The organism is Cellulophaga algicola DSM 14237, assembly GCF_000186265.1.
Lineage (GTDB): Bacteria > Bacteroidota > Bacteroidia > Flavobacteriales > Flavobacteriaceae > Cellulophaga > Cellulophaga algicola.
The window spans coordinates 922,046-945,339 of the sequence record NC_014934.1; the positions used below are offsets into that span (position 1 = coordinate 922,046).

Consider the following 23,294-nt stretch of genomic DNA (forward strand, 5'->3'; position numbering starts at 1 on the left):
ACTACCGCTTACTTTTTACGCATAAATATAGAAATAGGCACTCCAGAGAAATCGAAACTCTCTCTAAGTTTATTTTCTAAGAAACGTTTATACGGATCCCTTACATACTGTGGCAAGTTACAGAAAAATGCAAATTGCGGATATGGTGTTGGTAATTGTGTACAAAACTTAATTTTTACATATTTACCTTTATACGCTGGCGGAGGATAATTCTCTATCAACGGAAGCATAATATCATTAAACTTACGTGTTTGAATTTTACGACTTCTGTTTTCATATACCTGAACAGCCGTTTCAATAGCTTTAAATATACGTTGCTTGGTTAACACAGACATAAAGACAATAGGCACATCTATAAAAGGAGCCATAGACTCTTTTATCTTCTCCGTGTATTGCTTAATTGTATTGGTCTCTTTATCTTCTACCAAATCCCACTTATTCACAAGGATTACTATTCCCTTGTTATTACGTTGAGCTAGCCAAAATATATTCTGCACCTGACCATCAAAACCACGTGTAGCATCCAAGATTATAATACAAACATCAGAATGCTCAATAGCTCTAACAGAACGCATCACTGAGTAAAACTCAAGATCTTCGTGCACCTTAGATTTTCTACGAATCCCTGCAGTATCAACTAAATTAAATTCGAAACCAAAACGGTTGTATTTTGTATCGATACTATCTCTAGTTGTTCCTGCTACATCTGTAACAATATATCTTTCTTCACCTATCAAGGCATTTATAAAAGACGACTTTCCTGCATTTGGTCTCCCTACTACAGCAAATCTTGGCAACTCCTCATCTCTATTAGGTTCTTTTTCTGGTAAAACTTCTACCAAAGCATCTAATAAATCTCCTGTTCCAGATCCATTGGTACTGGCAATTGTAAAATAATCACCTAAACCCAATGAATAGAATTCTACCGCGTCTTCTGCACGTTTGTTGTTATCTACTTTATTAACCGCTAATAAAACCGGTTTTTTAACTCTACGAAGTAAATTAGCAACGTCTTCATCCATTCCTGTAATTCCGGTTTCTACGTCAACCATAAAAATAATAACATCTGCTTCATCGATAGCCAATTCTACTTGCTTATCTATTTCTGCCTCAAAAACATCATCACTTCCTTTAACATATCCTCCAGTATCAATTACTGAAAACTCTCTTCCATTCCAGTCACTTTTGCCATAATGACGGTCACGCGTAACCCCACTAACCGCATCAACAATAGCCTCTCTACGCTTTATTAATCGGTTAAAAAAAGTTGACTTACCTACGTTAGGTCTCCCTACAATGGCTACAATAGCACTCATACTTCGTAATTTTGCTGCAAAAGTACTATTATTTATTGAAGAAAAATGATATCTTCTCTACCTAAATAGCTGTTACTGTGAAATTAGGGAAAAGAAAAATGTAACGATCTTAGAAAATTTGAGATATATTTAGACCTAAACATGTTTAATAATTAATAAGATACCTGTGAAAACGCTTCCAAACACTATCGTTCTTAGACCTCGTTTTCAACTAGATTTAGACACTAGTGCAGAAACATTACTAGCTAATTTTGAAAACCTAGATCCTCTAGCCATAACCTGCAAACGTATGGATGAACATGTTTTTCTAAAATTTAAACCGAATGAGCATCACTTCTGGTCTCCACAATTACATTTAGAAATTAGCACCAGCCAAGTTCCTAAGACGACTAAACTTTATGGTGTTTTTGGACCCAACCCCACCTTATGGACCTTTTTTATGTTTCTTCATTTTGGTATAGCCACGCTATTTATTGTAGTCTCTATTTGGGCCTATTCTAGTTTTACACTAAATAAACCTTACGGATTTCAAGTAGGGCTCATGATTCTTATGGGTATACTCTGGTTTGCCTTCTATGCCTTTGGTCGTATTGGAAAAAGAAAAGGAAGACCACAAATGCAGCAACTCTATGATTTTATGGAAGAAACCTTAAACAAATAATCCCCAAGCTTTTTAGAACTTAGGGATTGTAAAAAATTATACTTGTTATTTTACGTGTGCACCTTAAGGCAGCAGCATACTTAACAATTTAGCCTTGGTTATATCCAAAACGTTTTAACTGGTTGGCATTGCTTCTCCAGTTCTTATTTACTTTTACATAAAGTTCTAAATGTACTTGCTTATCAAAGAAGATTTCTAAATCTTTTCTTGACTCTACACCTACTCTTTTTAAAGCAGCACCTTTATGACCAATGATAATTCCTTTTTGAGATTCGCGCTCTACCATGATCACAGATCGCATTCTAATAATTTTATCATCTTCAAAAAATTCTTCTGTATCTATTTCTACTGAATACGGAATTTCTTTTTTGTAGTTCTGTAATATTTTCTCTCTAATTGTTTCGTTTACAAAGAAACGTTCTGGTTTATCTGTTAATTGATCTTTAGGATAAAATGCAGGAGATACAGGCAATAATTCTAAAATGCGAAGGAATACTTCTTTCACATTAAAGTTTTGCAATGCACTTATCGGGTGTATTTCTGCCGTAGGTAATTGCTCATGCCAATATTGCACTTGCGCTTCTAAAATACCTTGCTCAGAAACATCAATCTTATTTAATAATAAAAGTACTGGAATTTTACTATTCTTTAGTTTTTCAAAGAAACGCTCATCTTTCAATGCCTTCTCCCCTATTTCTACCATGTAGATTAGGATATCAGCATCTTCAAAAGCCGACTTCACAAAATCCATCATAGAAGATTGTAGTTCGTAAGCAGGTTTGATAATTCCTGGAGTATCCGATAAAATCATTTGAAAATCATCACCATTCACGATCCCTAAAATCCGGTGCCTTGTTGTTTGTGCTTTGGAGGTGATAATAGATAATTTCTCACCAACAAAGGCATTCATCAAGGTAGATTTCCCCACATTAGGATTTCCAATAATATTTACAAAACCAGCTTTATGCTCTGTCATTCTTTAATTTTTTAAAATATGCGGCTGCGGCAACATTTACTTTAGGTGCTAATAGCAAAACGGCTATCATATTTGGTATTACCATAAGTGAATATGATAAGTCGATTAAATTTTTTACCAAATCTAACGAAGCCACTGCGGCAAAAATAATCATTATAACAAAGTATACGTTATATAATCTGCCAATTTTAGGGTTTGTTAAGAACGATAAGCATTTTACACCGTAATAGGAGTAGGTAAATAAGGTTGATAAAGCAAAAGCGGTAACAATAATCATCAATAATTCATCTCCATATCCAAAAAGAGTTCTTTCAAAAGCTTCTAAAGTCATTAAAATACCACTGACATCTTCTGTATATGCTCCACTTAAAATAATAACTATGGCCGTAAATGTACATACCAAAATAGTATCTATAAAAGGGCCTAACATAGCCACTAAACCTTCTTTTATAGGATTGTCTGTCTTAGATTGCCCATGATACATAGGTGCACTCCCCAAACCTGCTTCATTAGAAAACATTGCTCTACGCACCCCAATAATCACCAAGCCCCAAAACCCCCCGGTAACGATAGTATTAAAATTCCAGGCCTCTGTAAAAATTAAGCCTAGTGCGGGTAGCACTTTTTCAGAATTCATAACCATCACCACAATAACGGCTACTAAATAAACGAATACCATAAATGGCACGACGGTAGAAGATACTTTAGCTATTTTTTTGAGTCCGCCAAAAATAACCAAAGACGTAATCACTGCGAGTACAGCACCGATTGTCCATTTCCAAGTCTCCGTTTCCATAGCAAAAATGGTTTCTTCTGGTTTTATGACCATCATAAACGTTTCTGTAAACTGATTTGCGGTAAAAACACCTAAAAAACCGAACATACCACAAAGGCAGAAGAAAATTGCTAAGGGTTTCCATTTTTCCCCTAGTCCTTTTGTAATATAATACATAGGACCTCCTTGCATATGGCCTTCACCATCTGTTCCTCTATACATGATAGATAAGCTACAGGAATAAAATTTTATACCCATACCCAACAATGCTGTTATCCAAATCCAGAAAATTACGCCTGGTCCACCGTCATGAATTGCTATAGCTACTCCCGATATATTCCCTAGTCCTACTGTTGCCGCTACTGCTGCAGATAAGGCTTGAAAAGAACTTACATCTCCTTTTGCATTTTTGTCATCATATTTCCCTGCAGTAATGGCAATTGCATGTCCAAAATACCTAAAGGGAATAAACTTAGAATAAAACAAAAGTAGAATACCGCCACCAATTAAAAGCAGAAACATTGGCCATTCAGTATACGGAAGCACATAGGCTAAAAAATCATTTATAGCGTTCATTCAGTGGTTTTTCATTTTAATATCATGGGAATTTAAGGATTTAAAATGATGTCCGAAAAAAATATATTAAAATATATTTTGATAGTAAGGAAAAAGGTTTGTATATTTGCAGCCTGAAATACATCAGTCAGCAGTTATGAGCTGAAAGTTAAAAGCTAAGTTGATCGTTTCAGAAACCCATATCGCGGGATAGAGCAGTAGGTAGCTCGTCGGGCTCATAACCCGAAGGTCACTGGTTCGAGTCCAGTTCCCGCTACTAAGAAAAACCACTTCAAACGAAGTGGTTTTTTTGTTTTATAGCTGTTTTAGCCTAAAATTTTAGAAATTTAGATATTTTAAAAATTCGATGTGTCTTTTTGTGTTTACAATTGAAATGGGATCAGGGATCAGGCTCAATTGGGATCAGGCTCAATTGTTGTGTTTATGCAAATATTTTAGTTAATCTGAATAAGAAGAATTCTATATTTCTAACACCTCTAAATTGACTTCTGAACGCCTTTATCTTAGCGTTGAATGATTCTGCCGATGCATTTGTACTCCTGTTTATAAAATAGTTCAGGATAGATCTATAGTTGAGTGTTATGGTGTTTGCGATGGTGTTGAACGGGATCAGGCTCAATTGTTGTGTTTATGCAAATATTTTAGTTAATCTGAATAAGAAGAATTCTATATTTCTAACACCTCTGAATTGACTTCTGAATGCCTTTATCTTAGCGTTGAATGATTCTGCCGATGCATTTGTACTCCTGTTTATAAAATAGTTCAGGATAGATCTATAGTTGAGTGTTATGGTGTTTGCGATGGTGTTGAACGCCCTAAATCCTGTGTTTTCTACATCCTTGTACCAATGTGCGAGTTTTGTATAGGCGGTCTCTATGGACGTTGCCGTATTGAATATGTTTCTGAGTCCTTGGGCTAGGTCGAAGGCAATCTTTATATCGGGATATTGATCGAACAATATCCTGCTTCTTATGTATTGGTTCTCTGTCCAGTTATTTGGAGCTTTGTACAGTAAATACCTGCTGCGGGCCAATAGTTGCTTTCTTGTATCTCCGTTATTGAATTCTTTTGGGACGAATGTCTTGTTCTTTGCCCTTGGCTGTTTTATCTGTTCGTTCTCCAGGTCTATTGCGTCCCATCTGTGTTTGATCCGGATATCCTGAAGCGCCTCTAGGGCAAGTTTTTGTACATGGAAGCGATCGGTGACCTGTATTGCCTTAGGGAAGCACTTCTTGGAGATGGTCTTCATCGAGTTTGCCATATCCATAGTGATCTCCTTGACTTTGGCCCTTTCCTTTGCCGATATCTTCATTAGTTGTTCTATAATCGGTCCCACCTTGGTGCCGGAGAATATGGCCACTATAGATCCTTTCCTGCCCTTGGCCTTTTTGTTGGTGATTATCGTGTAGAGTTCCCCTTTGGAGAGTGCCGTTTCGTCAATGGACAGATATGGCCCGATATTCTCGGGAAAGATGAGCCATTGTTTGGCATGTCCCTTTTGATCCCAATCTTTAAAATCGCTCAGATAATCCTTGTACTGTCGCTGGAGTTTCTTTCCGTCGACCCCATAGAAATGGCCTATGGTGCGGCAGTCCGAAGCTTTAGTATCGACCAAGTACTTTTAAAAAAGCAGCGAACTCGATGGTCATTCGTGTTCCCTGTGCGACCAGATCCCAATCTCTTTGCACTATTTCGTTAGTGCGCTTATCAAGCCAACGGCGTCGCTTAATGTGGAGATAAACTGACTTTCCCCGCAATGGAAAGTCTTGGACTACTATCTCTGTATGAAAACCATGGGCTATTAAAGGATCAAGGAATATTCTTGGGGAGTGAGATAAATTAGGCATATAATTTTGTTAGTCTAAACAAGAAAAACTTAACATCTCTTACGCCTCTAAACATCGTCCTGAACTCTTTAATTTTAGCATTAAAGGATTCCGCGGAAGCATTGGTGCTCCTGTTATTAAAATAGTTCAAAATTGGTTTGTAATGCATTTGTATAGACCTTGCAATGGTGTTGAACGACTTAAAATTTGAGTTTTCTACTTCGTTATACCACTGTGCCAATTTTAGTCTTGCTACATCCTTATTCGTATTATTTTCATAGATATAGCTTAATGCTTGGGCCAACTTATAGGCTTTTTCAATAGTTGGGTAAAGTCGAAACAATATTTCCGCTCTTTCTATTTGTCCTGCAGTCCATTTGGTCTTTGGTTTAAATAATACATATCGACTTCTGGCCAGCAACTGTCTATGGGTATCTCCGTTAGCGAGAATTTCTGGTCTATGTGTTTTTTCTGTTTTTCGAGCTTCTTCAATGGCTTTGTTTTCTATTTCTATAACTTCCCATCTTAATCGGATACGTTCTTCTTGGACTGCTTCTGAGGCTAATTTTTGAACATGGAATCTATCGGTCACGATCTCTGTTCTGGGGAAACATTTTTTAGCGATCAAATTCATATTTCCAGCCATATCGACAGTAACTTCTTTGACTATATTTCGTCTTTCCACAGGGATTTTATTAAGCACACTGATGACGTCATCCGCTTTGGTTCCCTTGACAATGGCCACTATGCTACCTTTCTTTCCGTTAGCGCCTTTATTGGTTAGAATCGTGTAGAGTTCACCGTTGGACAAAGAGGTTTCATCTAAACTTAAATAGTAACCTAAATTTTTTCCAAAGAGCAACCACTTTTGTGAATGTTCCTTTTGGGGCCAATCCTTGAAGTCGCTAAGATGGTTTTTGTAGTGATACTGTAGGGCTTTGCCATTAATTTTATAATAGTCGCCAAACCGTTTAGCGCTTACGGCATGATTGTCAAGCGATACCTTTTAAAAAAGAGGCAAATTCGCTGGTTATCCGAGTGCCTTTTGCTATTAAACCCCAATCTCTTTTTATAATTTTTCCCGTATCCATAAGAGTCCAGCGCCTACGCTTTATATGGAGCAGTACCGATTTACCTCTTAGAGGGAAGTCCTCAACTGTTATCTCCGGTAAGAAGCCTTTGGAATGGGCTAATTCTGTTTGGTGCTCTTTGGGTAGCACGTTCTTTTCTTCTAAGTAAAAATGAACCTTACCTTCTGATGATTGATGGCTTACAATTTCAAAGTAATCCAATACGCCTTCCGGCAACAAATACCGCACTAATTCTATATCCAAAATCTAAACACTTTTTTGTCAAAGATAAAGTTTCTCCCCAAGTTTTACGTTTGACCCCAGATATGGCCCGATATTCTCGGGAAAGATGAGCCATTGTTTGGCATGTCCCTTTTGATCCCAATCTTTAAAATCGCTCAGATAATCCTTGTACTGTCGCTGGAGCTTCTTTCCGTCGACCCCATAGAAATGGCCTATGGTGCGGCAGTCCGAAGCTTTAGTATCGACCAAGTACTTTTAAAAAAGCAGCGAACTCGATGGTCATTCGTGTTCCCTGTGCGACCAGATCCCAATCTCTTTGCACTATTTCGTTAGTGCGCTTATCAAGCCAACGGCGTCGCTTAATGTGGAGATAAACTGACTTTCCCCGCAATGGAAAGTCTTGGACTACTATCTCTTTATGAAAACCATGGGCTATTAAAATGCGATGTTTTTCTTCTTTAGGGCTGTCCTTCTTTTCTTCAAAAGATAAATGGAGCGTACCGTCTTCCGTTTTATGGGTGACTAGGTCGAAGTGGGTTAGTAATAGTTCAGGTAGTATAAGCTTTAATAGGTCTATAGATAGTTCCAAGGACGATCGTTTTATTGCAAAGATCGAACTCCTATTTCAATTCACACACAACTTTTGTGATTGATCCTCAATGTGTCTTTTTGGGTTGAGCAATTACTCCATAAATAATACTTATGTATTGATTAATTAAGTAATTCTATCGAAAAGCCCATGGAGCAATTGGGGCAGGGTCTATCCATAAACCTACTTTATTCTTTCTGGCCTCTTTTTCTAATAGATCATAACTCCTATCATCCGAGTATTTTTTATAGTGCCATGCCATTCCTAAACGCACCATTTCTTTATTTACATTCAAACCGTCTGCATTAAAAATTACACCTATCAACCTACCATTGCGGTCAAATTTTTTATCGGAGTCGATTTGTACCATTTGTCCAAAACATAAATCTGACAAGGCTAGTTTAGCTTTATTTCCAAAAGGCTGTTTGCCTCTTTTCTCTGGGCAATCTATATGTGCTAAGCGTAATTTTATTGGTAGCTCTCCATATAGCACCTCAACTGTATCGCCATCTAAAATTCTTATGATTTTAGCCTCTAAATATTTCGGTTTTAATGTATCCTTTACCTCCGTTGATATGTTTGCATCACCTTTATCATACCTAGATATATTTTCAGGTTGAGATTCAAATTGCGACCTATTCCTTTTACAAGCAAATACTAAAATAATTAGTAATATAAATATACTTCTATTCAAAGCTAATTATGTTTTCGTTATAATCTATAGTTACTTTTCCAAACTCTCCAAGGGCTGATTGTCCCAAAAGTAGTGGCGCCTCCAGATTATGGACAACTGAAGCCTTTACATTGTGTATCTCCCTAGTACCAATTTTAACTGATTTCAATAAAATCTGTGTACCTTCATAGACCGCTCCTGTTGCATCTTGAAAGAAAATAGACCCCAGTATGTCATCATCGGATATTGTCCCCTGCTTGTATAAGAACATAGCCTCCGTTGAAGATATTGATATACTACTAGCTCCTGTATCAAAAATGAAATTCATTAAAGTGCCATTTACAGTAATCGGGACCTCAAATACTCCATGAGTATTAGTCATATGTACCGAAGTAGCTTGCTTTTTATTATTTAATGTTAATGAATTATCCCGAGTAGAATTGGAATTTATTCGTTTAGTATTTTCACTTTCCGAATTCCTATTTGGTCTATTACAAGATAGAAACATAAAAAAACAAAATAATGTTAATATAATTTTATTCATTTTTGTAATTGGTATTGTTACTCACTTTAGGAATAATTTGAATTGAGAATCTCTTATTATTCTCTTCGTTTTGCTCTCTACAGAGACCATTAAAACCACTTCCCGAAATCAAAACTTCTACGTTAGATTTTCTAAAATTAACATCATTCGCAACCCACAGATTATAAACAGCAAGTGCGCGCTCATAGCTTTTTTTATACCCAAAACTATCATCTTTAGCAAATTTTAAATCATATGAATTACCCATATTACCCTCAATTACAAGGAGATATGAAAAAGTGGGATTGTTTTTTTCTAATTTATTTAAGAATTTTTCTAGTTTTCTACCCACAAGCAAAGTGGGTTCAATATACTCAACCAAAATTTCAGTTTTATTACGCTCAAAAATTTCCTTGCCTAACAAGTCTTTTGCAACAAACTTTTTACAAGCCTCCAAATAATAAAAATCTCCATCTAGTTGTAATGGTTTAAATTGCTCTTCTAATTGAACGATTTTTTCCAATTCCTCCTTTTCAGCTATAATCTTTTTTTGTTCTATTCGTAAATAAACCACGGTCAAAACAAATAAGACTAACATTATGAAGAATAGGCTAGTCATAAGGTCAGAGAAGCTAACCCAAAAGAAATCTGTATTTTTTTTCTTAGCTGACATTAAAAAGTAACGATTTTATAAATCGCGACTAGACAGGTAATAATACCTAGCAACAGAAATACAATAACACCAACATTTATAATTTTTGGCCTTTCAACTACTATTGAGTTTGTCTTGATCAATTGCAATAAATCTTTAATTGTTTCATCATGAAAAATAACACTATTTTTTAATCCAGTTAATTCACTTGAAACACTCTGTAAATTATCCACTTCTTTCCTAACTGAACTAACGTTACCTAATATAGCTTTAATATTCCCACTTTCATCATCAAAAACTTTTTCAGTTTTTGACTTTAATGAATCAAATAATTTATTAAAATCTGATCCTATCTCAATATCTTTTTTATTGAATTCTTCTTTCCTACTTTGAAAGGACAATGATAAATCTTCAATCATTTTACCAGTATTCTGATCAAAATCTATAAGTCGATTATTAATAGCTTGCTCCCTTAAATCAAAATTTTTAAAATGACTCTCCATATATTTAGAAGCTTCTGAAATACTTCCTGCATTTGTATCAAAATTTTTAACTAACTCTGAAATATCCCCAACTTTATCTAACTGCTTATTTATGGTAAGATTTAACTCCTCAGTATTACGCAATAAGCTATTTGTTTTAAATAGATATTCAGACAACTCCTTTAAGTTTTTAAAGGATGACTTTAATTGTTGCATTACTTCGATATTATATTTTGCGATTGTTGCAACATCAATACGCTTTAATTCTTGAACAACTTCTAGCTGACTATCAAACGTATTTTTAACAGAAGAGATTATTCCATTAAACTGTTTCATATTAGTGGAGAAGTCCTCATTGAACTTCAATAAATTTGTTTGTAAAGTATAAATACTAGATGCTGTATTTTTAGAGAGAATTGGCAACAAATCACTTTGAATAAAGCTAAAAAAATCATTCTTTTTATACTCTACTGACTTTCTTACATTCAAAAACACCATATTACTAATGACTGTCAGCAATAGTCCAGTAACACTTGCTATCATAGCAATTTTGACCCCCCCAAGCAATGAATCAATTCCTCCTATTGCATCCAGGCTTTCTTGATTTGAGACGGATAAACTGGGCATAAAAAACAAGCCACCTACAATACCCACCATAGTTCCTATTAATCCAAGATATAGAGGAATTGAAATTCTATTACTAATTTCATCATCTACCTTATCAATATTTCTATCAACAATGTCTTTTACTAATAAAAAATCACTTACCGCTCCTTTATTTCTAAGAAGGTATTTATTAATTGAATTAAGAATATTGTCTTGTACATCAGTGCTTTTACCTGTGAAATGAATTAAAGAAATTTTAATATTTTCCTCCATTATTTTACTATTTATTTTATAATTAAAGTGATTTTATTAATGATCCTTATTTGAAACACATATTACAACTCAGACTCGTCAAAAATATCAGTTACGGGAAGAACCTCATCTTTAATTCCGTTGTTACTTTCATAAAAACTAAAAGAAGCATCATTATTGGTAGAATAATTAGATATTGCTTCATCAACACTTATTCTTGAAATATCTTTTTCAGGAATACTCACATCGATAAGCTTAAACTTTTTAGAATTTTCAATAGCTTTTTTATACTGCCATATTTTTTTTAAATTAACTGTAAAAACAATTATTTGAGCTAAGATTATTATTACAATTAGAGGAACTAAAATATCATCATGTTCTATCATTATTGAAATTTAATGGTTGCTTTATTTTCTTCACGAACAGTCCATTGACCATCATGAAATTCTGCTCTACCTTTTTTAGTCGTAACTATTTCTCTACTGAAATCCTTGTTTGAATTTTCTTGATTACAAACTCTAAACAAATAATCATCCGGAGAATTCGTAATATTTCTTGTCATAAAAGCACTTATTAATGCCACCTCAAAGCATGCTATTTTTTCATTTTCCTGATCAACTGTAAGCTTAAAAATGGTCTGATTAGCTACTGGCTCATTTGAAATATTTAGAAACTTACTTTCCAAGGAGGGTTTTCCTGCATAGAGTATTTTTGCCTCTCTGGGGTTATTTACGGTAGTTAATATAATTTCTCTAGACACCTTATCTTCTCCATGAGTTTTATCTAATTTATGAGAGGAACTTATAAGTCTATCCATTTTATTTTTATCTATAATATTTGAGGCGTTACTTTTAATATTGAGGTCTTTTATAGCATTACGCAAATCTTCTATTTCAAAATCCTTTTTATTTGTAATTATCTTTTCATTGTTTAGCAATCCTTTTAATTCCTCTATACCCTTAATTAAACTTCTATATTTTAAAAACAAAAAAATAGATAGCAAAAAAAATAGTACCGAAGGTATTATCAAGTACCCATAATAGTTAATTCCACTTTTTACTTCCACAGGAGGAATAATATTGGATTCAGAAGTATTATATTTAACTATAATTTCATTTTCAAAATCAGGATTATAAGCTTCTAAAATTTTGTTTTTCAAGCCAATAAACTCTAAAGATTCATGAACTTTAGATTTTCTCTTTTCTAAAAGAGAACTAACTTTGGAAAATAAAGAATCTAAATTTTTAGGTGAATTCATTTTCAGGACGCTTATCGGCTTAAAAATATTATTAGTTGTTTTCCCCCATCCAATCTCAATTATATAAAGTATTTTCTTATTATCAATAGGTTCCAAAACTGAATTATCTTTCAAAATAGAATCTAATAATTTGGCACTAATTGATTCTTCTTTAGTCTTATTAGGATATTCATTTATATAGAGCAACGTTGTCTCCTCATTAACATAATCTACTATTGCATCCCATTCTCTCTGATTAAATTCCTGTTTTATTTGACTATCCAAATTTTGACAATATGATATATTTAATCCTAAAAATATCAACACCAACACACTAGCTATCAATTTCATATTTACTTGTTTCTAGTCGTTAATTCATATGCCAAAGCACCTAAGCTGCCCACCAAAGGATAAAAGAAAAGTGACTCGCCTATTTCTTCTTCATGATGCTGTTTAATTTCAGATAACTTGTTCTGTATACCCATCTTTAAAGCATCTTGTTTTTTAGTCATTAAAAAATTTCTAGTAAAGTCAAAAACGTCTTTTTCTATACCAAAAGTGTCTCTAAATGGTATTTCCTTGTTCATATCAAAAAAGAACTTTAAAAATCCATCATAAGTAAGCAAAACATTTTTTTCTAATTCATGTACATTTCCATAATTAAAATTAGAATCCTTGGTTAACAAAACATCTTCTGATAATAATATTTCCTTAATCTTTTTTAAATCTATTTCATCATCTGGATTGAAATAAATACCTCCTTTACTTGCTAATTCCTTTGGGTTCTTTGGTAAAATAATTTCTATTTCAGGATTTTTATCTAATTCATAGACATGTACAAACACCAGCTTTACTAGTTTTTTTAAAATAAGTTTATTTGTTGAAGAATCAACGATGCCTAAAAGTTTTGATGCTGTTCCTGAAAATATAAATGTAGAAGGGACTTCTATTCTTTTTACCTTCAAAAGTTGGGCAACATGATAAATTTGAGAAACATAAAAAAGCAGAAAAATAATTTTCATTTCCGCATCTTCCTTTAATAAATCAAGAAAACTAATGGGTATTTTTTTATCTCTAAGCTGTTTATTATTTTCCAAGCTAAATAGAGCATTTATAACATCATTAGAATTATTTTTAGATTTAATACTAGCAAGAATACTATTTAAACTAACCTCTTTATTTGCAGATATAATTGTTGTTAATTTCGGATAATACTTTTTCACAAAACCGTTAATATTTATATTCCGTTTAAAATTATCGCCGAATATAGCATCTCCAGCAAACTTATAAGAGCTAAAAAGTATTGGCCGATCATCTTTGTAAACTGCTACATCCGATGTGCCACCTCCAATATCAATAGATACCACGGGAGTAAAAGATGGTATACCTTCTGCATTGATATAATAATAAAAGGGTGTTAAACTTTCACATACTTTTTGGATTTTGACTTTCTCTCCTAAATATTTATGAATTATTGTTGTCCATTTACCCTCTAACCTAGCTAACTCGTAACCCAACATACTTGCAGGATAAGACCAAATTATTCTTATTTTATCGGTATTCCCATTGTTTAATAACACCTTGTTTCTAATCATTTTTACAAGCTGTTCAAAAAATTGCTGCATTACAATTGAGCTAGAATCATCTGTATTCCACTTTAAATTTGTTTTAACTTCCGTATTTAAGGCAAAAGCATAACGCTCATATTTAAATGGAATATTAATATTAGCCATTGAAAAAAGGGGCTTATTAAAATCGGTTTTAGTATGATAACTAATAGCTGTTCGTTGCGGCATTTCATAAGTACTGCCATTACCAATCTCCTCTGGCAAAAGATCATCCTTGCTTAATTTCAAATAAGATTCATCAAATTTGGTATCATCAATTAATCTACCGCAATGATTTCTTTCATTTTTTAGCAACTCAAAAGGTTGTGGAATAGCATTATCAACTGAATATTCTATGTGGGTATTTGTCGTACCAAAATCTATTGCAAATGAAAATTGACTTACTCCACTATGTACAGAATTATCGAAAAAAGGAATAATAATACCCGCTGCAAAATCGTGTTTTACCTGAATATAATTAAAGTTTTCATTCACTACACTAGATACCATACTTATGTTTTCTTCTTGCTTGTAACGCCTTTGAACAGGAGGCATTACATTAATCTTTTGATTTTTTGCAGTATAAAAACTAAAATTGAATGTATTTTGTTGCAATAATGGAATATAATCAGCATCATAAAATGCTACGTTATATTCTGGTACCAAAGTATCTGGAAATTTATAGAAAGGAGTAATTGCTACATTAATTCTATTTTCAATAACAGCTCCTTTATTTTTTTCTTCATTATAATCTGGCTTATGAGCCTGATTAACTAGACTATAATATACTCTTCTAAAAGTAACATGATGACCATCTTGAATAGGGATTCTTAATATAGCTTCAACACTTCCAGATTGTAACGCTTTCAATTCAAATCTTTTCTCACCATTAATCATGCTCTTTAAAGAAGCTGTTGAAAAATATTTAAAGAATAATGGTTTTAGTGGCAACAGAAAACTTTTGTCTCCCATATAACTACCATTTTCAAAATAAAAATCATCTATCGGAAATTCAGTTCTAATGATGACAGGCTCTAATAAATCGCTAATTGTTAAATAAGGATACTTATTGCCATCAAATGGAAGTATTCTTGAGGTTAAAGTGTTTGAATTATAATATGGTGCCTTATCTGTGTTTTTCCAATTATCAGTAACATAATTTAAGGTACCAGAAAACACTTCATTAGGTAAGATAAGAGGAAGAAACTCTTCTGTAGTAGCATACTCTGGTGAAATTAAAAAATCGCTTTCTTTAATTTTCTCAATCTTATCCTTCCCTTTTTTTAAAGGCACATTCAAAATTTCAACTAATTCTCCCCCACCATCTATATTTAAAATGGATAAAGAATTAAAAAAATCAGGACTTAAATTTTTAATTTCTGTACTTAATTCTGGGGCTAACAAAGAAAAAATACTCGAGAGATAGTCGTCAACATACTTGAATTTTTTTGTAAAATCAGGTATTACATTCTTTAATGCAAATAAATATTTAATGTATTCAGGATCTCTTTTGTGTAATGGGCAATACTCCTCGTCTAAGAAAATATCTAAACCCTCTCCAAAACTTAAATCAAAACTATTAGCCGAAGTAAAAAATAAGGAGGCGGGTGAAGTCCCACCAATAATATTGATAGGATTTACGCCATCTTTAAAATTAATTAAATATAGTTTACTATCATAGCTAAAATTGTATGCCACAGCATCTTGATCAAAGTATAAACGTAAACTTTCTCCTAGTAGCCTGTGAGTAGGATGGGTAGATTGTAATAAATTATTCAAATCATTTCTAGGATTCCAACTTATTATCTCAATCTTATCTTTGAATTTTTCATAATTGAAAAATATTTGACCAACATCTAAAGCATCAGAAACCATTTTATGGTGTATAGAATCACCTTCTGCTTCTGTGTTAGCAACTACACCAAAAGCAGTACGCACTAAATCAATCCGCGCAAAAGGACTTGGTATTGATGTTATTTCTCTTGTTGCATGTTCTCCATTAGGATCTTCTATTGCAGCAATAGCCTTATCATTTAACGGATTGGAAAGTTGCCAGTCATACAAATCATTTCCTTCATGAAATCTAAATACTTTTGCCATAACTTATTTTTCTTTAACTAATTTTTCTGTAGCTAGATAAAAATTCTCAATAAATCTATTCTCTATACCTGATGCCTTATTAACTGCTCTTGACGTCTTACTTAAATTTTCTGTAAAACGCTCGTAATTACTTCTTCCTTGAAAAAAGCCGCCATTTTTGAGTTGTATGCCTTTTACACTATCTAAAATATTGGAATTGTTTTCCTCTAAAGTAAAAGGAGAGAAACCTCGTTCATTAGCACTCATTTGATTTAACCATGCCCAATATTCATCATTAAAACTTCTCAGCTTGACGTAAAAATCTCCACTCAAAAAAGATGAATTTATTCCTAACGTTGAAGCAAAATTCATATCTAGATTATTTTTCAATTGCTTTTTTAAATATAGATGAAAGAGATAATATTGCGTTAATGGCTTAAATACTGTACCTTTTGTTCCTTCATTCAAATCATTAAAAGTGATATTATTGGTGTCATTCTCAATACCAAATTCTTTTACGACTCTCTCATCTCCTATATTAGAATTTGCAAAATTTAAAACTGCCAATGCAGAAGCTAACTCTATAAAGTGAGCATCATTTTTTTGCAAAGTGCTACCTTCATTGTTTTCATAATCTTTATGTAAACTATCACCTATGTAATACATAGCATTTACATCATTATTAACTCCATGTTGATAGTAGCGTAGCGCTGCTTTCGTTTTAGAAACAAATGTTGATTTTTCAATATCGCTCTCTTGATCCTTTTTAACACCAAAATAAGGCAGCACAGATATCGCTCCAATAGGAGCTTCACGTAATAATGCAAAGTTATCCAAGGCTACATCCGCAGATCTGATGTTTTTAAGGAGTAGTGGAAAACCAGAAGCACCAGTACCTCCAAAAATTGAAGACACAATAAAAATTTTATCGCCTTGAGAAAAACTACTTGCAAAAGAAGCAAAATCTTCTGACTGGTTAAATTGGTTAAGAACAACACTACCCATGTTTGGATTGCCTTTGAAACCCACTTCCATATCTGCATTTAGGTTTTTCTCACTGAATAATAATGATATTAAGGCTTTGTTCTTTTTATCTAAGGTAGAATACTCTATAAACTCTTTAAATTTTTTGTTGGAGTTCTGTATTCTTATATTAAAATTAGGAGTAAGCGATTCTATTGGGGTTTTGAAGAATTCATTCTTTGCTTCATTATCAAAATTCAATTCTTTTCTGATAGCTTGATATTTTCTAAGAACATCTGTACTTCTGCTTACATCACCGTTGGCTGCATCTGGATCAATTAAGATAGGAACAATAGTATCACTATTACAGCCAACACCGCTAGCTAGCAAAAAAGTTAATGATTTTAAAACTCGTGCACCAGTACCACCGATGCCAAAAATATACAGTTTAGACATAATTATTTTTTTTTAAAATGGAACATGTGAAGAATTTGTGCTTTTCCACTTTATAAGAATAGAAAAGAGGAACATAATTAAAATTGACCAAACTAGATTTGTTACGGAGAAGATGACAGTTTCTACTCTATAAGCAGCAGGGTCTATTCCCACCCCATAAAAACTATTTTCAACGGTAATAAATGCTAAGCCAAATGCTATTAGTCCTACACCAAACAACCATGTTATCCAAACCCAAAGCTTACTGGTTTTTGGTCTATCTATAACATAATAATAAACAGCAGTTAAAACTAGAACAGTAGGTAGTGTGTATAGTACAATAACTGTATTAAAGTCATTACTAAACATAATATCAGAAAATGCCCCGAGGTAATTAAAACCCCATACTTCATAAAAATTTGCTATTAGATCTTTCATTTTCTTTTTTTACTTTTTGATATGATTAATAGTATAAGTCCAATAAATCCTCCTATAAATAAAACAGCTACTACTATACCACCAAAAGAGCTAGATTTTTCTTTATAAATAGGAATACTTACCGTAAAATATTGTTCTTTCTTAGTAACTTGTAGATAGGCTTCTGATACACCTCTAATGAGATAAACTAGTCCAAAAGTTTTTAGTTGGTCTCTGGGGTTATTAACTAAATTTGTATCATCGTCAAGACTAGACGTACTAACCCAATCCGGTATATTACTTCTTAACTCAAAATCTAAACTAGTAACATTACCCTTCTTAGCTTTAAATACAAAAACATGAGATGGAGTAAAGTCCAAATGAAGTAAATCTGCAGGAGAAAAAACCACAGCTCGCCCATCCTTAAAATGTATTTCACCGTCTAGAACAGTCGCAATTTCTTTAAGTTCAAACCCCTTATTATTTAAGATATAATTTTGAAGATTGGTTTTGTAATCATCAGAGATTTTTAGGTTAGCTAAGTCTACCGCAACCGCAATTTCAATATTATCATTACTTCTACCTCCTTCTTCTACTTCTATACTCCTTACCTGTTTTACATTTACTCCTGTTCTAACCGGCTTCAGTCTACCTTTATTTAATGTAGCTGTCAACACGGAAAAATCCTTGACAGCAAAATCTTCTTCTGTCAATAAATATTCATTGGTAAAACCAGCGTAATTCCTAAATTTTTCATTCAGTTTACTACTAAAAGCATTTACATTTTTCTGTCCCCCGATAACCGCATAATAATAGGGTCGCTTAACCTGTAAAAAACTTGCCTGGTTATTATAGTCATAATACAAACCATCAAATTCACTTATAAACTGATATATATTGGTAGTCAAATCCTGTCCTTTTTTACTCGCAGACAAAAAAACGTCTTTAGTCAACGCTTGTTGCTCTCCCAATAATTCAATACTTTTCTCTCCTTTAATTGAATAAATAAAGTCGGAAAGTAAAATGGATATACTATTATCTTCAATTTCAGAAGTAACCTGTTTAAAAATATTATTTAAATTACTTGACCCTGTTTGTCCTATTTTAATAGAATAAGGACTTAATTTATTTGCAAAACCAGTAAGCTCTGATTTAATGGGACTTTTATGAATCTTACTATTTATAAAATAAACCTCAATATTCTGTTCATCATAAAAATATTTTAAATCAACTAATAAGTTATGTAAGGCATCTTTTAATTGCGTAGGCCCTTTAACATAGCCAAACATACTTCCAGAATTTTCTATATAAATTTTAATTTTAAGATTTACCGTATCACTAACGTTTGCAGCTATTGGTTGCGCTCCCTCGTTTATTAGATCAGATTTATTGGTAATAACTGACGGTGGATTATCAGCGTCTCTTGCTTTCCGATTACAAGAAACAATGCACACAATAAGTAAACTAAGTAAAAATGACTTTAAAAGTTGTGGTTTCATTTAGTTATTAAATTTGGTTAGATTTAATTTGAGGATAAAGAAACTAATAGTAAAAATAACATCACTGCGGTTTTCCGCAGTCCTAGTGCTTTTTTTCAATAACCCCCTAGTTTTAAAGGGAATTAACCGTTAAAAATTTAGATTTTTTTATCAAAAAAGAATTAAATCTATTGCAATGTGGAAAACCGCAGTCTTATTTCTAAAATAATAACCTCTTTTGTATTGCATTAAGAACAAACCAGATAAATAATCAAATAACGATGAAACTACCCAGCTTTTTTATTGACGACTCAGATTCTATGAAATATGAAGAAACCATAGATTTTTTTATGTCATGGACCATTCGCTGTGCCGATAGTAAATACTTAAATGGCAGCAATAAAACCTATGACAGATCACGATTGATACTTAGTAAACTATTACATTTTGAAAATGCTGAAGGGTTGCTATTTTCTGATATAAAAGTTTGGAAACAATTTGAGAATATAGATTTATGGGTTGAACTAAAAGTTAATGATCAAGACTATGCACTTATTATCGAGAATAAAATGTATTCTAAGATTCATTCAAACCAATTGGGTAGGTATCAAAAAATAGCTGAAGAACATTATAAAAATGATCCTTCTAGAATTATCATATACGTTCTTTTACGACCAGATTATGAGCTTGAAAAACAAGATAGACCTCTGGTTATTCTTACCGCATTCAATGCTGTAAACCTAGAAGAACTAGCAGACTGTTTAGAAGAAAAAAGAACAGGACATGATCTGTTTGATGAATTCTGGTTTAACTGGACACTGGACAGCAAAGAAAAACGAGAGAAAAAAATATAACTAATTAGTATCGTATTCCATTCACAATTACCCCTGATTTTTAATCTAAACTGCTATCTTTAAACTCTAATTTAAGTACAACAAACCAAATTAATGACAGCACAAAAAGCACAGCTAGAACAGCAACTCTGGAATATTGCCAACACCCTACGTGGCAAGATGGATGCCGATGATTTTAGAGACTATATATTAGGGTTCATTTTCTACAAATACCTGAGTAAGAAAATGGAGTTATATGCCAATATTATTTTAAAACCAGATCAGTTAACTTTTGATGATATATAAGGGCATGAAAGTGAAGAAATTCTTATCAAAGAAATAAAAAGTGCGGCTTTAGATAAATTAGGATACTTCTTAAAACCCTCAGAATTATTTAGCGAGCTTGCTCGCAGAGGAAATGCTGGCGGTAAAAGTCAGTTTATATTGGGTGATCTTGCCAAGGTATTGAGTCATATAGAGCAAAGTACTATGGGCACGGAAAGCGAAGATGACTTTGGGAATCTTTTTGAAGATTTGGACCTTACCAGCTCTAAACTGGGGAAATCTGAGAATGATAAAAATGAACTGATTGTAAAAGTACTTAGCCATTTAGATGAGATAGATTTTGACCTAGAAAACACGGAGAGTGATGTTTTGGGTGATGCCTATGAATACCTTATTGGGCAATTTGCTAGTGGTGCAGGTAAAAAAGCAGGCGAGTTTTATACCCCACAACAAGTCTCCAACATTTTAGCACAATTAGTAACCGTAGGTAAAGACAAACTTAAATCTGTTTATGATCCTACCTGTGGTTCTGGCTCTTTGTTATTACGTGTTGCCAAACAAGTAAAAGAGGTTAGTGCTTTTTATGGGCAAGAAATGAACCCTACTACCTATAACTTGTGTAGGATGAATATGATTATGCATGATGTTCATTACAAAAAGTTTGATATTAAAAACGAAGATACCCTAGAACGCCCCCAACATTTAGACGAGCGTTTTGAGGCTATTGTAGCCAACCCACCTTTTTCTGCAAAGTGGAGCGCTAGCCCGCTGTTTATGACCGATGACCGTTTTTCTAACTACGGAAAACTAGCACCAAGCAGCAAGGCAGATTTTGCTTTTGTACAACACATGGTACACCAATTGGCAGACAATGGTACTATGGCATTGGTATTACCACACGGGGTTTTATTCCGTGGTGCTGCAGAAGGGCATATACGCAAGTACTTAATTAAAGATTGTAATTATTTAGATGCGGTGATTGGCTTACCGGCAAACATATTTTATGGCACCAGTATCCCTACCTGTATTTTAGTGTTGAAAAAGCAAAGAACTAATAAAAAAGAGGTCTTGTTTATTGATGCCAGCCAGCATTTTGAAAAAGTAAAAACGCAAAATGTATTGCGTGAAGAAGATATAGCCAAACTACTTACCACCTATAAAGACTATACAAACGGAGAGTTTGATACTGCTAGTCTAGAAAAGTACAGCCATGTAGCACAGCTCTCTGAAATTGCAGAAAATGATTATAATTTAAACATCCCAAGGTATGTAGATACGTTTGAGGAAGAAGAACCTATAGATCTAGAAGCCGTAAGTAAAGAATTACAAGAAATTGCCCAACAAAGCAAAAGCACAGACGCCACCATTGCGGACTTCTGTAAGCAATTAGGCATAAATACTCCGTTTTAATGGCAGCGCATACAGATAAAGCACAAATACTTGTTCCAAAACTCCGTTTTAAAGAGTTTGATGGAGAGTGGAGAATGTCACAATTTGGTAAACTTTATAAATTTTATACAACCAATTCATTTTCTAGAGATAAATTAAATTATGAAAGTGGAAAAGTAAAAAATATCCATTATGGGGATATTCACACCAAATTCCAATCTTATTTTTATTTAAATAATGAATATGTACCTTTTGTTAATGATGACCTAGATTTATCAAAAATAAAAGATGAAGCCTTTTGCAAAATAGGCGATTTAATAATTGCAGATGCATCCGAAGATTATGCAGACATTGGAAAAACAATTGAAATTATTGACATCAATGACGAAAAAGTAATAGCTGGTCTTCATACCTTTTTAGCTAGACCTTTTTCTAAAGAAACTTATATTGGTTTCATTAGTTATTTATTGAAGTCATGGAATTTGCGAAAACAAATTATGACAATAGCCCAAGGAACAAAAGTACTAGGTTTGTCTATGGGTAGATTTTCACAATTAAAACTAAACACACCCTCCCTCCCCGAACAACAAAAAATAGCTTCTTTTTTAAGTGCGGTAGATGAAAAAATACAGCAACTCAATAAAAAGAAAACCCTTTTAGAGCAGTACAAAAAAGGGGTCATGCAACAATTGTTTTCTGGTGATTTACGATTTAAAGACGAGAATGGCGGCGACTTTCCGGATTGGGAGGAGAATAAACAACTAGGAACTTTGACTTATAAAGTTGGAAAGAAAAATAAAAATAATATTCAGTATCCTATTTATTCAATAAACAACCAGGAGGGCTTTAGGCCTCAATCGGAACAGTTTGATGGTTTGGATAGTAATGACAGAGGATATGATATCAGCTTGTATAAGATTGTAGACGCAGAAACCTTTGCTTATAATCCTGCTAGAATAAATGTTGGTTCTATTGGGTATAGTTATGATTTGAAAAGAGTCATTGTTAGCTCTCTATATGTTTGTTTCAAAACCAAGGATACTCTAGAGGATTTGTTCCTTTTGGCTTATTTAGATACTTATAGTTTTCAAAAGGATATTTTAAGATATGAAGAGGGTGGTGTAAGACAGTATTTGTTCTACGACAATTTCTCTCATATCAAAATACCATTACCAACTACTCAAGAACAACAAAAAATAGCCAATTATTTATCGGCCATTGACACTAAAATAGAAACCGTAAACCAACAAATAAACAAAACACAAGCCTTTAAAAAAGGGCTGTTGCAGGGAATGTTTGTGTAGAAAATATGAAAGACTATTGCGCATGCTTTTTGTATTATATTTTATTT

At 33.2% G+C, this 23,294-nt stretch carries 21 protein-coding genes, 1 tRNA gene and 2 pseudogenes; 5 read left to right on the plus strand and 19 right to left on the minus strand.

Features of this window, described 5'->3' with window-relative positions:
- Nucleotides 1-8: 8 nt before the first annotated feature.
- The gene (gene der / locus CELAL_RS04000; RefSeq protein WP_013549633.1) at nt 9-1,316 is read right to left on the minus strand and encodes a ribosome biogenesis GTPase Der; all 1,308 of its coding nucleotides are present in this window, start codon (nt 1,314-1,316) and stop codon (nt 9-11) included.
- A 166-nt stretch (nt 1,317-1,482) separates the two neighbouring features.
- Between der and CELAL_RS04005 the strand changes: the two genes are divergently transcribed.
- Nucleotides 1,483-1,977, plus strand: a complete 495-nt coding sequence (locus CELAL_RS04005) for a hypothetical protein (RefSeq protein WP_013549634.1) — start codon at nt 1,483-1,485, stop codon at nt 1,975-1,977.
- A gap of 88 nt (nt 1,978-2,065) precedes the next feature.
- Here the strand turns inward: CELAL_RS04005 and era are convergent, their stop codons facing one another.
- Complete coding sequence (era, locus tag CELAL_RS04010; protein ID WP_013549635.1) at nt 2,066-2,953, minus strand: GTPase Era; 888 nt, start codon at nt 2,951-2,953, stop codon at nt 2,066-2,068.
- On the minus strand, nt 2,940-4,304 hold the full coding sequence (locus tag CELAL_RS04015; RefSeq protein ID WP_013549636.1) for an alanine/glycine:cation symporter family protein: 1,365 nt from the start codon (nt 4,302-4,304) through the stop codon (nt 2,940-2,942). The genes era and CELAL_RS04015 overlap by 14 nt, the downstream gene beginning before the upstream one ends.
- A 183-nt stretch (nt 4,305-4,487) precedes the next feature.
- Between CELAL_RS04015 and CELAL_RS04020 the strand changes: the two genes are divergently transcribed.
- Nucleotides 4,488-4,560 (plus strand) — tRNA-Met (locus CELAL_RS04020).
- A 165-nt stretch (nt 4,561-4,725) separates the two neighbouring features.
- Here CELAL_RS04020 and CELAL_RS21810 read toward each other — a convergent pair.
- From CELAL_RS21810 to CELAL_RS04100, 16 genes and pseudogenes are all read right to left on the minus strand, one after another.
- Nucleotides 4,726-4,923, minus strand: coding sequence for a transposase (locus CELAL_RS21810; RefSeq protein WP_083807778.1), 198 nt, complete (start codon nt 4,921-4,923; stop codon nt 4,726-4,728).
- 9 nt (nt 4,924-4,932) lie between these two features.
- A complete protein-coding gene (locus CELAL_RS04025; protein ID WP_041557499.1) occupies nt 4,933-5,919 on the minus strand; it encodes an ISAon1 family transposase in 987 nt (328 codons plus the stop codon).
- A pseudogene (locus tag CELAL_RS22575) lies at nt 5,906-6,109 on the minus strand (ISAon1 family transposase N-terminal region protein); the annotation flags it as partial. The gene CELAL_RS04025 and the pseudogene CELAL_RS22575, both read right to left, overlap by 14 nt.
- Before the next feature lie 34 nt (nt 6,110-6,143).
- The gene (locus CELAL_RS04035) at nt 6,144-7,079 is read right to left on the minus strand and encodes an ISAon1 family transposase (RefSeq protein ID WP_041557501.1); all 936 of its coding nucleotides are present in this window, start codon (nt 7,077-7,079) and stop codon (nt 6,144-6,146) included.
- 43 nt (nt 7,080-7,122) lie between these two features.
- Complete coding sequence (locus tag CELAL_RS04040) at nt 7,123-7,464, minus strand: ISAon1 family transposase N-terminal region protein (RefSeq protein ID WP_013548878.1); 342 nt, start codon at nt 7,462-7,464, stop codon at nt 7,123-7,125.
- A gap of 214 nt (nt 7,465-7,678) precedes the next feature.
- Nucleotides 7,679-8,032 (minus strand): ISAon1 family transposase N-terminal region protein, encoded by a 354-nt coding sequence (locus CELAL_RS04050; protein WP_041557503.1) that lies wholly within the window; start codon nt 8,030-8,032, stop codon nt 7,679-7,681.
- A gap of 136 nt (nt 8,033-8,168) precedes the next feature.
- Entirely contained in the window at nt 8,169-8,726 is a 558-nt protein-coding gene (locus CELAL_RS04055) for a thermonuclease family protein (RefSeq protein WP_013549637.1), read from the minus strand.
- On the minus strand, nt 8,719-9,213 hold the full coding sequence (locus CELAL_RS04060) for a retropepsin-like aspartic protease family protein (RefSeq protein WP_218916572.1): 495 nt from the start codon (nt 9,211-9,213) through the stop codon (nt 8,719-8,721). The genes CELAL_RS04055 and CELAL_RS04060 overlap by 8 nt, the downstream gene beginning before the upstream one ends.
- 28 nt (nt 9,214-9,241) lie before the next feature.
- Nucleotides 9,242-9,901, minus strand: coding sequence for a membrane protein (locus CELAL_RS04065; protein ID WP_013549639.1), 660 nt, complete (start codon nt 9,899-9,901; stop codon nt 9,242-9,244).
- Complete coding sequence (locus CELAL_RS04070) at nt 9,901-11,241, minus strand: hypothetical protein (protein WP_013549640.1); 1,341 nt, start codon at nt 11,239-11,241, stop codon at nt 9,901-9,903. The genes CELAL_RS04065 and CELAL_RS04070 overlap by 1 nt, the downstream gene beginning before the upstream one ends.
- Before the next feature lie 62 nt (nt 11,242-11,303).
- Complete coding sequence (locus tag CELAL_RS04075) at nt 11,304-11,606, minus strand: hypothetical protein (RefSeq protein WP_013549641.1); 303 nt, start codon at nt 11,604-11,606, stop codon at nt 11,304-11,306.
- Nucleotides 11,606-12,808 (minus strand): hypothetical protein, encoded by a 1,203-nt coding sequence (locus CELAL_RS04080; protein ID WP_013549642.1) that lies wholly within the window; start codon nt 12,806-12,808, stop codon nt 11,606-11,608. The genes CELAL_RS04075 and CELAL_RS04080 overlap by 1 nt, the downstream gene beginning before the upstream one ends.
- A gap of 2 nt (nt 12,809-12,810) precedes the next feature.
- Nucleotides 12,811-16,164, minus strand: coding sequence for a hypothetical protein (locus CELAL_RS04085; RefSeq protein ID WP_013549643.1), 3,354 nt, complete (start codon nt 16,162-16,164; stop codon nt 12,811-12,813).
- Nucleotides 16,165-16,167: 3 nt separating this feature from the next.
- Nucleotides 16,168-17,562 carry a hypothetical protein gene (locus CELAL_RS04090; RefSeq protein ID WP_013549644.1) on the minus strand — a complete coding sequence of 465 codons (1,395 nt, stop codon included), beginning with the start codon at nt 17,560-17,562 and terminating at the stop codon, nt 16,168-16,170.
- A gap of 12 nt (nt 17,563-17,574) precedes the next feature.
- Nucleotides 17,575-17,979, minus strand: a complete 405-nt coding sequence (locus tag CELAL_RS04095) for a hypothetical protein (RefSeq protein ID WP_013549645.1) — start codon at nt 17,977-17,979, stop codon at nt 17,575-17,577.
- Entirely contained in the window at nt 17,976-19,457 is a 1,482-nt protein-coding gene (locus CELAL_RS04100) for a hypothetical protein (protein ID WP_013549646.1), read from the minus strand. Before CELAL_RS04100 ends, CELAL_RS04095 begins: the two co-directional genes overlap by 4 nt.
- Nucleotides 19,458-19,717: 260 nt before the next feature.
- On the opposite strand from CELAL_RS04100, the gene CELAL_RS04105 reads away from it, so the two are divergent.
- From CELAL_RS04105 to CELAL_RS04115, 3 genes and pseudogenes are all read left to right on the plus strand, one after another.
- Nucleotides 19,718-20,290: a PD-(D/E)XK nuclease family protein gene (locus CELAL_RS04105; protein WP_013549647.1), complete on the plus strand. Its 573-nt coding sequence runs from the start codon at nt 19,718-19,720 to the stop codon at nt 20,288-20,290.
- A gap of 93 nt (nt 20,291-20,383) precedes the next feature.
- Nucleotides 20,384-21,964: pseudogene (locus CELAL_RS04110) on the plus strand (type I restriction-modification system subunit M).
- Nucleotides 21,964-23,247, plus strand: coding sequence for a restriction endonuclease subunit S (locus CELAL_RS04115; protein ID WP_013549648.1), 1,284 nt, complete (start codon nt 21,964-21,966; stop codon nt 23,245-23,247). The pseudogene CELAL_RS04110 and the gene CELAL_RS04115 overlap by 1 nt, the downstream one beginning before the upstream one ends.
- Nucleotides 23,248-23,294 lie beyond the last annotated feature (47 nt).